This is a genomic window from Thalassobacillus cyri (assembly GCF_900107755.1).
Lineage (GTDB): Bacteria > Bacillota > Bacilli > Bacillales > Halobacillaceae > Thalassobacillus > Thalassobacillus cyri.
The window spans coordinates 1-11,184 of the sequence record NZ_FNQR01000026.1; the positions used below are offsets into that span (position 1 = coordinate 1).

The 11,184-nt window shown below is 44.6% G+C and carries 14 protein-coding genes; all 14 read right to left on the reverse strand.

Going from position 1 to position 11,184, the window contains the following annotated elements; genetic code table 11:
- Window positions 1-561 precede the first annotated feature (561 nt).
- Window positions 562-831 carry an EscU/YscU/HrcU family type III secretion system export apparatus switch protein gene (locus BLV00_RS20470; RefSeq protein ID WP_093046772.1) on the reverse strand — a complete coding sequence of 90 codons (270 nt, stop codon included), beginning with the start codon at window positions 829-831 and terminating at the stop codon, window positions 562-564.
- On the reverse strand, window positions 828-2,708 hold the full coding sequence (locus tag BLV00_RS20475; RefSeq protein ID WP_093046773.1) for a hypothetical protein: 1,881 nt from the start codon (window positions 2,706-2,708) through the stop codon (window positions 828-830). Before BLV00_RS20475 ends, BLV00_RS20470 begins: the two co-directional genes overlap by 4 nt.
- Before the next feature lie 16 nt (window positions 2,709-2,724).
- Window positions 2,725-3,498, reverse strand: a complete 774-nt coding sequence (locus BLV00_RS20480) for a ribonuclease HII (RefSeq protein ID WP_093046774.1) — start codon at window positions 3,496-3,498, stop codon at window positions 2,725-2,727.
- A 102-nt stretch (window positions 3,499-3,600) separates the two neighbouring features.
- Window positions 3,601-4,449: a ribosome biogenesis GTPase YlqF gene (ylqF, locus tag BLV00_RS20485; RefSeq protein WP_093046775.1), complete on the reverse strand. Its 849-nt coding sequence runs from the start codon at window positions 4,447-4,449 to the stop codon at window positions 3,601-3,603.
- A 9-nt stretch (window positions 4,450-4,458) separates the two neighbouring features.
- Window positions 4,459-5,013 carry a signal peptidase I gene (gene lepB, locus BLV00_RS20490; RefSeq protein ID WP_245729034.1) on the reverse strand — a complete coding sequence of 185 codons (555 nt, stop codon included), beginning with the start codon at window positions 5,011-5,013 and terminating at the stop codon, window positions 4,459-4,461.
- A 96-nt stretch (window positions 5,014-5,109) separates the two neighbouring features.
- Window positions 5,110-5,454: a 50S ribosomal protein L19 gene (rplS, locus tag BLV00_RS20495; RefSeq protein ID WP_093046777.1), complete on the reverse strand. Its 345-nt coding sequence runs from the start codon at window positions 5,452-5,454 to the stop codon at window positions 5,110-5,112.
- Window positions 5,455-5,582: 128 nt separating this feature from the next.
- Window positions 5,583-6,317, reverse strand: coding sequence for a tRNA (guanosine(37)-N1)-methyltransferase TrmD (trmD, locus tag BLV00_RS20500; protein ID WP_093046778.1), 735 nt, complete (start codon window positions 6,315-6,317; stop codon window positions 5,583-5,585).
- Window positions 6,317-6,832, reverse strand: coding sequence for a ribosome maturation factor RimM (gene rimM / locus BLV00_RS20505; protein WP_093046779.1), 516 nt, complete (start codon window positions 6,830-6,832; stop codon window positions 6,317-6,319). Before rimM ends, trmD begins: the two co-directional genes overlap by 1 nt.
- Before the next feature lie 9 nt (window positions 6,833-6,841).
- Entirely contained in the window at window positions 6,842-7,228 is a 387-nt protein-coding gene (locus tag BLV00_RS20510; RefSeq protein WP_093046780.1) for a YlqD family protein, read from the reverse strand.
- A 496-nt stretch (window positions 7,229-7,724) separates the two neighbouring features.
- Complete coding sequence (locus BLV00_RS20515) at window positions 7,725-7,952, reverse strand: KH domain-containing protein (protein WP_093046781.1); 228 nt, start codon at window positions 7,950-7,952, stop codon at window positions 7,725-7,727.
- 15 nt (window positions 7,953-7,967) lie between these two features.
- Entirely contained in the window at window positions 7,968-8,240 is a 273-nt protein-coding gene (gene rpsP / locus BLV00_RS20520) for a 30S ribosomal protein S16 (RefSeq protein WP_093046782.1), read from the reverse strand.
- Between the two features lie 84 nt (window positions 8,241-8,324).
- A complete protein-coding gene (ffh, locus tag BLV00_RS20525) occupies window positions 8,325-9,668 on the reverse strand; it encodes a signal recognition particle protein (RefSeq protein ID WP_093046783.1) in 1,344 nt (447 codons plus the stop codon).
- Window positions 9,669-9,681: 13 nt separating this feature from the next.
- Entirely contained in the window at window positions 9,682-10,002 is a 321-nt protein-coding gene (locus BLV00_RS20530; RefSeq protein WP_093046784.1) for a putative DNA-binding protein, read from the reverse strand.
- 75 nt (window positions 10,003-10,077) lie between these two features.
- Window positions 10,078-11,076: a signal recognition particle-docking protein FtsY gene (gene ftsY / locus BLV00_RS20535; RefSeq protein ID WP_425441712.1), complete on the reverse strand. Its 999-nt coding sequence runs from the start codon at window positions 11,074-11,076 to the stop codon at window positions 10,078-10,080.
- Between the last annotated feature and the right edge of the window lie 108 nt (window positions 11,077-11,184).

Sequence of the window (11,184 nt, forward strand, 5' to 3'; positions counted from 1 at the left end):
CCTAATACAGTTAGGAAACGCAACGCGTCCCTTTATTTACCTTAAATTTGAATAAAAGGAATAACTTGATTGATGAATGTAAAATAAAAAAATTTTAAAGTGTTAAAAACGATTGATAACCCTTGGTGTATCAACATTTCCGGAGGGAGTCTCGACGTTTCCCTTCCCATCCAGCCAGTTTAGTTATAAACGGACCCTTCAAAAAGAGAAAGAATGTATAACTACCTTCATACTGATGCATTTACGAAGGTATGAAGCGGCCAAAGTCTTTTTTCAACATCCTAGTGCGGTTCCACAAGTGTGATTGCGAGAACTTTCTACGGGCAAGGTACGGAGGGGAACGGCGAGACTCCCCGAAAATGCTACGCATTTCCTTCGTGCGGTGTTTCTCAAGGATGATCATTCAAAGTCCTGCGGGATGAAAATGACAGGTGAGACCCCGGAAGACGAAGTCTGAGGAGGCTCAGCGCATGCCCGCGGAAAGCGAGTCGTTCCCCACCGGACCCTTATTAAACGGCCCTATTGTTGAATAATCCTCTAATGAAAAATCAACAACCATGTTTAAGGAGTTGCATCCTGATCGGCCCGGTAGATGAACGCAAAAACTTCCGCGACGACCTGGTATAATTCCTCAGGTATTTGTTCATTAATATTCAATTGGGACAACAATTCGACCAACGAGGCATCCTCTTGTACGGGAACTTCATTCCTGCGGGCTTTCTCAATAATATTTTCCGCTACATAGCCTTTTCCCTGGGCTTTCAATTTGGGGGCATGATCCGTGTCCGCCTCATAACCAAGTGCAATTGCCTGCTTTTGTTTTTCCTTCATATTCTATAGTCCACTCCTCTTTCTGAAAAATGGCCGTGATAGACAGATGGCTTATTCGTCTCCGTGATTTTCTTTATCTGAAGCGAAGTGAGTTGATACCCGACCTTCTCCAGTCCTGCTTCTAATTCCGTTTGAAGATTGGCTGTCGTTCGAAGGAGCGCCGGGTCATGATTATAAATGGTCAACCCGACTTTGCTATCATAGATAGACATATCAATAACCGTTTCCTTTAAATTTTCTAAATCCAAATAAAACAGGACATGACAAAACTCAGGGTCAATGCCCCCTTCTTCATTTTTCCTGCCTTCTATGTTCATGTGAATATCCTGTCGTGATTTCAAAAGTGTACCCGGAAAAACAAGGCTCATTTGTGCCATCTGCGGATTTTCCTGGTGAGCAGTCAACTGGACACCATTTAGGAAGTGAACCAACTGCTGCATCCGTTCTGATTGCGTCTTGCCCACCGATTGTTCCTGTATGGCCTGTAGTAAGATAGATTTCAGACTTTGGCTCCCCTGAATGTTCTCATTGGTCAGTACCTGTTTTAAAAAGCTCGCTTCATCATCGAGGCCTGCAAATTGAAGCGTGGTTTTCATTTGCAGCAATAGTCTCTGCGATAACTCAGGCGAAGTAGGAAGGGTGTGCAAAAAGGTGGTCAGGGTCTTTCTCCCTTCTGTGCTTAATTGATTTCCTGCTGTGGCAGCTACCAATTCTCTCACTTGATGGAGAAGGCTCAACTGTTCATTCGTGGGAATCTTTCCTAGGGTTGCTGTTTCTCGAAAATGCTGAAGAGCTGCCTGTATGTCCGGTAAATGCTTAAAAAGTTTAGGAAACACCTGCTTTTCTAAATGATTTTGATGCTGGAGCAAGCGGGAAGAAACCCCTCTATCCGGATTGTCGAGAAGCGCATCCAATGCTTTCATCCATTGATTCAATGTTGCGTGTGATGTTTTATTCCATGATAACTGCTGCTGGTACAGCTGCATTATTCCACGTGAGAAGGTCTCAGAGGTCAAGTCAAAAGGAAAGCCGGATAGATGCTGTGTCATCAACTTCGCTTGAATGGAAGCAGCTGATTCCCGGGACTGGAGCTTTATCCCCTGATTGACTGCCCATTGCAGCCACAACCGTTGAAAACGGTCAAAGCTGGTACCTTCAGAAATTACTCCAGCCTGCTTCATGACCTGAAAGCTTTGGGTGTTACCATTCATTACATGATGCAAAAGGGTTGCTGTCAGTGCCCCCTTATCTGCCGAACCACTCCCCCGCATACTTGTTATTCGGGCCAGGAGGTTATTTTCCGTATTACTTAAGGATTGTTTATGAAGGAGCGAATCTTCCAATTTTGCCAGGAGTTCTGTCCATTGCGACTGGTCCCTGGCTATTAAAGCATTGACAATCGCCGGCCGAACTGGCAACTCCTTTTCAAATAAATGGAGGAGTGCTGTCAGTGAGTGATGGGCATTAGGGGAGTTCTTCAAAATGGCTGCTGCTTGCTTTAATGAGGATTGGCGAAATGGAATATTTCTTGTTATCAGTTGTTCCAAGAGCCTGATATTTTCAGATGTTGCTTTCATGCCAAGACGCTTAAGAAGCTCGCTCATCTCTTCTATCTGCGTACCAGCTTGTTTCGAAACCATTTTTAAATGGATTACTTCGTCTGTAGATTGAACCTGGAATAAATACTTTTTCCCTAAGGTCAGTGATGCTTCCAGATGGGCAGTCACTTGCTTGTCCCCCAATGAAACTGTTGCCCTATTATTTGGCAACAGTTTCTTCACACTTCCCGATAACATTTGGCCAGGACGTAAGACTGGTGCATTTGGTGCCGCTACTCGATGTAAAGCTTGAAAAAGATTTGTAGCACTGGCTTGCATCCCATTGCCTCCTCCCTTACCTTTTGATTGCAGCTGTAACAGGTGAAAAGCTGCGTCGATGATACGGAGATGGCCCGAATTGTTCAAGTGCTTCCAGATGGGTGCTGGTTCCATATCCTTGATTCGCTTTAAAATCATACATGGGAAATTTTTCATGAATTTCGCGCATCTTCCGATCCCTGGTTACTTTTGCAATAATACTTGCTGCTGCGATTGAAACACTTCGCTGGTCCCCTTTGATCAAAGATTCTGATGGACAAGGCAGTCCCTCAAGCTTCACAGCATCAATCAGCACATGATCCGGCGTCATGCCGAGATTTTCAACTGCTCTTCTCATCGCCATTTTTGTAGCTTGGTAAATGTTATAACGATCAATCTCTTCATTGGTTACGATCCCGCTCCCATAAGCGAATGCGTCAGTTACAATCTTTTCAAAAAACCTTTCCCTTTTTTCCTGGGAAAGCTGTTTGGAATCATTCAGCCCCTCCAAGTAATAATCCTTATGTAAAACGACACAGCCGGCTACAACTGGTCCTGCCAATGGCCCGCGGCCAGCCTCATCAATGCCTGCTACAAAATGATTGCCAAGCTGGTATTGTCTCTTTTCAAAATCCATCATTTCCTGATACTTGAGGAGCATGGCATGTTCTTTTTGCAATCGTTGTTCACGTTGCATAAGTAATTTTTGAATCCCTTTACGGGTATCCTTTCTTAATTCCTCTATATCTTTCTCCTCCAGCTGTTTACGACTAAGCATGTCTTTCACTTCAGCTATCGTCCATTTTCCCACGTTTAACTCCCCTATCGTCACTATTATTATCGGACATTTATCACATTTATGTAGTTACAAAGAAAAAAGCGCACTTTTGAAATTCAAAAATGCGCTGGTACATCAATACCCTTCCGGTACATCAAAAGTAATTCGGCCAAGCTTCCCAGACCTCAAATCTTGAATGATGACCTCTGCGGTCTTTTCATAATTGATTCTGGCTCCGGATTCAAGGCAGCCGCGTTTTTTTCCAATTGTCTCGAATGCTTCAATCATATCATCGAAACTGGAAAATCCATACCTTTCCTGCATGAGATTCGGATAAAAGTTTTTCAGGTAGTCTAATATATAGGCGGCAACATCTTCTATAGGCAAGATTTGATCTTTAATTGTTCCGATAGAGGCCAGCCGGTATCCTACTTCTTCATCTTCAAACTTAGGCCAGAGTATTCCAGGGGTATCCAGCAGTTCAAAATCTTTCTTGACCTTGATCCACTGTTGACTGGTAGTAACTCCCGGGCGGTCGCCTGTCTTTGCAATTTTTTTATTGGCCAGACGGTTGATAAGCGTAGACTTCCCTACATTGGGTATGCCAAGAATCATAGCACGCGCCGGTCTGGGATTAATCCCTTTCGCTTTCCATTTATCCATCTTTTCCTGTGACATTTCCTTGGCCAGTTGAATGAGTGCCTGTATATCTTTCTTATCCTCTGCATTCACTGCTATAGCCTGTGCGTTTGCATTTTTAAAGGTATTCAACCATTGATCGGAAAGCTTTGGATCGGCAAGGTCTTTCTTCATCATTACAATCATTTTCGGTTTCGATTGAAGTAATTGCTGCAGCATCGGATTTTGGGAAGATTCCGGAGCTCTTGCGTCGACCAGTTCGATGACAAAATCGACGAGTTTCAGCTTCTCTCCTACTTCTCTTTTCGCTTTGGCCATATGGCCTGGAAACCATTGTATTGTCATATAATCACCTTATTCCAGTACGATTCGGATTCGTTCCAGCGGCCAGTAGGTCAGAACTGCTTCCCCTACAATCTGGTCCATAGGAACAACACCGAACATACGACTATCAGTAGAATTATTTCGGTTATCGCCCAGTACGAAAACATGTCCTTCCGGGACTGTTTCATATCCTTCTTCTGTCACTTGCTCCAAAGTAAAATCCTGTGTCAGGATATGACTATCTGGCATATCTTGTTTCCGTTCTTCCAAGTACGGCTCTTCTACTCTTTCTCCATTGATGTATAACTCATCATTCTCAACCGCTACATGATCACCAGGCACTCCGATGACGCGCTTGATATAGTCACGCCGTTCGGTTGCGTGAAAAACGATGATATCAAACCGTTCCGGCTCACCGATAGTGTAATTGATTTTACTGACGATCAGATGGTCATTATCTTCCAAGGTAGGAAGCATCGATGGTCCTTCGACTACGACCGGAGCAAAAAGTACGACTCTCACCAATACTGCTAATATGGCAGCGATCAGGAATGCTTTGATCCATTCCACCCATGCATTCTTCATGAAGGCCATCCCTTTCCTATAAGCTGACTAATAAGTTCATAAGTAGTTTCAAGTAGAAAAAAGGAGCTTGGCATGTGCAAGCTCCTTACTGTTTCATTAGATGATTTCTTTAATACGCGCAGCTTTACCACGCAGATTGCGTAGATAGTATAGCTTCGCACGACGAACTTTACCGCGGCGTGTACGTTCGATTTTCTCGAGACGTGGGGAATGTAGCGGGAATGTACGCTCGATTCCAACACCGTAAGAAATTTTACGTACAGTGAATGTTTCGCTGATTCCGCCGTTTTGACGCTTGATTACAACGCCTTCGAAAACCTGGATACGCTCGCGAGTACCTTCCACGACTTTTACGTGGACCTTCACGGTATCACCAGGACGGAAATCAGGATGGTCTGTACGAAGTTGATCTTTTGTAATTTCGTTAATCAAATCTTGCATCCTATTTCACTCTCCTTCCAAACTAATGCTCTTGACTAACTAGGAGACAGCGGAACATCGTTTTCCGCTTAAACCGACGTTTAAGCACAAAATTTAATATATCATAATTTCATTGCTACTGCAACAAGCTATCCGTTATTTTCCCATTTTTCTATCCATGATTTTTCTTTATCCGTCAAGTCTTTCTCTTTTAACAGATCAGGCCGACGCTGCCACGTACGATATAAAGACTGCTGATGGCGCCATTCCTCTATACGGGCATGGTCCCCGGATAAAAGGGTGTCCGGCACTTTCATCCCTCGAAAATCAGCTGGACGTGTATAATGCGGATGCTCAAGCAAACCATTTGAAAAGGAATCCTCTGGCGCAGACCGTTTATTTCCTAACGCCTCAGGCAAAAGACGTACGACAGAGTCTATAACGACCATCGCCCCTAGCTCTCCGCCAGTTAATACGTAATCTCCGATTGAAATCTCATCGGTGACCACATGTTCCCGTATTCGTTCATCATAGCCCTCATAATGTCCGCATAAGAAAATCAGATGATCCTCTTCCGAAAGTTCCACCGCTTTGCCCTGGGTATATGTTTCGCCCTGGGGACACAGAAGAATTACACGGGGGGTGGTTTTCCGTTGTTCCTTGACCGCTTCGACTGCGTCGAATAACGGTTGAGGAGTAAGCACCATCCCTGCGCCTCCCCCATAGGGGTAATCATCGACCTTTTGATGCTTGTTTGCGCTATAATCTCGAAAATTAATGAAATCATAACTGAAAAGGTTACGGTCTTGCGCTTTCTTTAAAATGGAATTATTCAATACACCTTCAAACATTTCTGGAAACAACGTTAGTATATCGATATGCATCAGTCGAGCAACCCTTCTATTGGATCAATGACTATTTGTTCTTCCACAATATCCACTTGCTTTACGACATCTTCGATATAAGGAATAAGGGCGTCAGGCTTTCCATCCCGTTCCACGACCCAGACATCGTTTGCACCAGGGGTAAGGATCTCTTTTACTTTTCCAAGTTCCGTGCCATCCTCGAGAATGACGCGGCACCCAATGATTTCGTGAAAGTAAAATTCTCCTTCCTCCAAATCAGACAATTGTTCTTCACGGATTTGAAGAATTCCACCTTTCAAACGCTCGACATCATTGATTGTCGGAAGACCTTCGAACGTGAGTAGATCAAAGCCTTTATGGTTACGGTGTCCGGACACAATCAACTTTTCCGGCTTCCCCCCGTCCTTAACCCAATACAAAGGCTCTCCAGGCTGGAATCTTTCGTCAAAGTCGGTGATACGCATCACCTTCACTTCCCCTTTGATTCCATGCGTGTTAACAACTTTACCTACATTGTACATTTGTTGCTCCATAGTTTTTCATTACCTCGCTTGAATTACTATTCCATCTTTAATGACGATTGTCTGGTGCTCATATATTTCATCCCATTTAGCGCCTTCCTGGACCTCCACGATCGCTTCCACTTCTTCTATGAACAATTCACTGCCTTCTGGCAGTATTTCTAATTGCTGAAGCTTGTACTCCACCCAGTTCATATTTTCTTTTCTGCGCTTGATTTCCTGTGTAAACCGTTTTTCGATTTCACTTGGGGAAATGTCACTTCTTTTCTCCAGCTTTCTCTGTTCAAAACGAAGTTGCTGACATTCGCGGTCATATCGCTGGTAACGTGCCTGGAAGTCCTGGGAGAGCTGTTTCTTGCTCTCTTCCGTCAATACTTGTTTTACAGGAATTTTTTTTATTATTTTCATGTTCCTGCCCCTTTGTCCCGAAGCTTTCCTTACTGTGCTGGTCCATTAGTATACTGGGAGAAGTGGGGCAGGGAAACAACTCGCTTTCCGCGGACAGGCAGCAAGCCTCCTCAGGCTATCGCCCTGTGGGGTCTTGCCAATCCTGCTATTTCCGCAGGAGTCTCGCTGTTTCCCTTCCCCTTTATACATAGAAAGGTTAATGGACCCTTCCTCCAGTAATGTTTAGCAACACAAATATAAGTTTATTACCAATTTGCTACTTTAAGGCATGCCATAAACAATAACCTTCTTTTTGGGCATTGATGGTGAAGGAATTTGTGACACTCCTACGGAAAAACGGACGTGTCGAGACCCCGCAGCGTGGGTTTCGCGAGGAGGCCCGATCGTGCGTCCGTGGAAAGGGAGCGAATTCCCTCACCATCAATAGAACTTACTACAACATGAATTAAAAAGCGAAAGTGTAAAAAAGGGAAAGGTTATTAATCCCTCTCCCTCATTACATGATATCCAAGTAAATTCTCTTCTTAGAGTCTGACCCTGCTGCGTAAACGACTGTCCGGATCGCTTTGGCGATCCGACCGTTCTTTCCGATCACTTTGCCGACATCGTCTTGATTGACTGTGAGATGATAAACGATTTTACGTTCCTCTTCCTTCACGTCTACTCGGATGTCTTCCGGATAATCGACAAGCGGATTGACAATAGTTTCAATCAAGGCTTTCATGGTATCACCACTACTTTACTTTTGGTTTTTTGCGTCGTGGAACTTCGTCATGATGCCTTCGTTAGAAAATAGGTTACGAACCGTGTCGCTTGGCTTAGCACCATTAGTCATCCAGTTCAAAGCCTTTTCTTCATCAATGTCAACCTCTACTGGGTTAGCAACTGGATTATATGTGCCAATTTGTTCAATAAAACGTCCATCACGAGGAGAACGTGAATCAGCTACAACTACACGGTAGAATGGGTTACGTTTAGATCCCATGCGCTTTAGGCGAATTTTAACTGCCATCTTTAAGCACCTCCATAAATTATTAATGTTTCGCACAAGTTTAGATTTTAGCAGATGTTTTTCTGTGTGTAAAGGATTTTTCCATTACATGAATGGAAAATTCATTCCTTTGCCTTTTTTTCCTTTTTGCATGTTACTCATTTGCTTCATCATTTTCTTCATTTCTTCGAATTGTTTGAGAAGCCGGTTGACCTCCGAAACAGAAGTTCCAGATCCCTTGGCGATCCGGCGTTTGCGGCTCGCATTCATAAGGGATGGCTCCTGACGTTCTTTCTTGGTCATTGACTGGATGATCGCTTCTACATGCGAAATTTGTTTCTCGTCAATCTGCGCATTTTTCAAGCCCTTCATCTTGTTGGCTCCAGGAATCATATCGAGCAGTTCATCCAATGGTCCCATGTTGCGGACCTGACCCATTTGTTCCAGGAAATCATCAAAAGTGAAGGAAGCTGAGCGCATCTTCTCTTCTAATTCTTTGGCACGCTTTTCATCAACGTTGTCCTGAGCTTTTTCAATCAGCGTCAGAACGTCCCCCATGCCAAGAATACGAGACGCCATCCGTTCAGGATGGAAGGCTTCGAGCTGGTCAAGCTTTTCTCCCATACCGGCAAATTTGATTGGTTTGCCTGTCACTGCCTTGATAGACAACGCGGCCCCGCCTCGTGTATCCCCATCAAGTTTCGTCAGTACGACACCGCTGACTTCTAGCTGTTCGTCGAAACTTTCTGCGACGTTGACGGCATCCTGACCGGTCATTGCATCGACAACTAAAAAGATTTCATCCGGCTGGACATTATCCTTGATCTGCTGCAATTCACCCATCAGTTCGCCATCGATATGCAGGCGACCCGCGGTATCAATGATGACATAGTCATAATGGTTTTCTTTCGCCTCAGCAATTGCTTCATTGGCGATGTCAACTGGATTGGCATCTGTGCCTTTGGCATATACCGGCAAATCCAACTGTTTTCCCAGCGTCTGAAGCTGGTTGATAGCGGCCGGACGATAGACGTCTGCCGCTACCAGCATCGGTTTACGGTTATGCTTCTTCCGTAAATGATTAGCCAGTTTCCCTGTGGTTGTCGTCTTACCGGCACCCTGGAGCCCGACCATCATGATGACGGTAGGCGGGCGTTTGGCGACAGCAATTTTACTCTCGTCCCCACCCATCAAATTGGTCAATTCTTCTTTGACCACTTTGATGACTTGCTGGCCCGGTGTCAAGCTTTCCATGACTTCCTGGCCTACCGCGCGTTCTTTCACACGCTTGACAAAATCTTTGACGACCTTGAAGTTGACGTCTGCCTCAAGGAGGGCGAGACGGACTTCCCGCGTCATTTCTTTTACATCTTGTTCGGTTACCTTCCCTTTACCTTTTATCCGTTGGATTGTATTTTGTAAACGGTCGGCTAAACCTTCAAATGCCATAGAAGGAGCCCTCCTAATCTAATTCTTTTAATCTTTCGAGTAAATCCTGTACTTCTTTCTGATTTTTAAGCCTGTCCTGCAGCTTATCGATCAGTTGCTGTCTCTCCTGGAATTTTTCATATAAGTTCAATTTATCCTCATATCCTTCCAGCATGGCTTCCGTACGACGGATGTTGTCATAGACAGCCTGCCTTGAGACATCAAACGTTTCTGATATTTCCCCTAGAGAGTAGTCTTCTAAATAATACAAATCCATGTAATTTCGCTGTTTTGGGGTCAACAACGTCTGATAGAAATCAAACAAATAGTTGATTCGTGTCGTCTTTTCTAGCACGGCAACCACTCCTTGTTAAGTGAAATGCCTTTACATATATGAATATTACAGAATGAAAGGCTAGGCTGTCAAGCATCACAATTCTTTTTCTTCATCGTGGGCTTCTACCATATCGGCGAATAGTCCATATACAAAAGCGTGAGCGTCAAACTGTTGGAGGTCAGTAACTTTTTCACCAAGCCCTACTAGTTTAACAGGGATATCCAGTTCATTGCGAATCGCAAGTACGATACCACCTTTAGCGGTTCCATCAAGCTTCGTCAGCACGATACCGGAGACATCAGTAGCTTCTGAAAATGTCTTCGCCTGACTCATCGCGTTCTGCCCGGTAGTAGCATCCAAAACCAGCAACACTTCGTGTGGGGCTGTCGGAACCTCGCGTTCGATTACACGCTTCACTTTAGACAGTTCATTCATGAGGTTCACTTTATTTTGCAGCCGTCCTGCCGTATCACATAACAGCACATCGGCATTACGTGATTTAGCAGCCTGGATGGCATCAAAGATAACCGCTGCAGGGTCACTGCCTGCACTGTGCTTGACGACATTGACTCCGACCCGTTCTCCCCAGGCATCCAATTGTTCGATGGCGCCGGCACGGAAAGTATCCCCGGCGGCCAGCATGACATTCTTCCCTTCACTCTTCAGCTGGTGAGCAAGTTTTCCAATCGTGGTCGTTTTACCGACTCCGTTGACACCGACGAATAAGACGATGGACAACCCATCATGTTCAATATTCAATCCTTCGATTTCTTCGCTGTCGTCATCACCGTAATAGATTTCTACAAGCTTTTCTGAAATGACTTCTCTTACTTGACGGGTATCTTTGATATTACGTCTTTTCACTTCCAGCTGAAGTTCATCAATCATATCAATGACGGTGGTGACACCAACGTCTGCCGAAATGAGGATCTCTTCTAAATCTTCGAAGAAATCTTCATCAACGGTCCGATAACGTGCGACAAGATCATTGATTTTTCCGGAGAATGAATCTCTTGTTTTCGTCAAGCCAATACGGAACTTGGCCGCAATCGATTTTTCACGACCTTCTATATCAGGGTCAGGCTCTTCCATCTCCGGCTTGGTATCTTCGACAGGCAACGCTGGAGTAGCTTCCGGTTCTTCCAGTGGTGCTGGCTCTTCCACATCCGTTTCAAGCTGCTCTACCGGAGTTTCTTCTAC

Coding starts and splice junctions, on each gene's coding strand:
- rimM (WP_093046779.1), bottom strand. CDS start 6,832: ATGGAGCAACAAATGTACAATGTAGGTAAAGTTGTTAACACGCATGGA.
- BLV00_RS20510 (WP_093046780.1), bottom strand. CDS start 7,228: ATGAAAATAATAAAAAAAATTCCTGTAAAACAAGTATTGACGGAAGAG.
- BLV00_RS20515 (WP_093046781.1), bottom strand. CDS start 7,952: ATGAAAGCCTTGATTGAAACTATTGTCAATCCGCTTGTCGATTATCCG.
- ylqF (WP_093046775.1), bottom strand. CDS start 4,449: ATGACAATACAATGGTTTCCAGGCCATATGGCCAAAGCGAAAAGAGAA.
- BLV00_RS20470 (WP_093046772.1), bottom strand. CDS start 831: ATGAAGGAAAAACAAAAGCAGGCAATTGCACTTGGTTATGAGGCGGAC.
- BLV00_RS20475 (WP_093046773.1), bottom strand. CDS start 2,708: ATGCAAGCCAGTGCTACAAATCTTTTTCAAGCTTTACATCGAGTAGCG.
- ftsY (WP_425441712.1), bottom strand. CDS start 11,076: ATGGAAGAGCCTGACCCTGATATAGAAGGTCGTGAAAAATCGATTGCG.
- trmD (WP_093046778.1), bottom strand. CDS start 6,317: ATGCATATCGATATACTAACGTTGTTTCCAGAAATGTTTGAAGGTGTA.
- rpsP (WP_093046782.1), bottom strand. CDS start 8,240: ATGGCAGTTAAAATTCGCCTAAAGCGCATGGGATCTAAACGTAACCCA.
- ffh (WP_093046783.1), bottom strand. CDS start 9,668: ATGGCATTTGAAGGTTTAGCCGACCGTTTACAAAATACAATCCAACGG.
- rplS (WP_093046777.1), bottom strand. CDS start 5,454: ATGCAAGATTTGATTAACGAAATTACAAAAGATCAACTTCGTACAGAC.
- lepB (WP_245729034.1), bottom strand. CDS start 5,013: ATGAAGAATGCATGGGTGGAATGGATCAAAGCATTCCTGATCGCTGCC.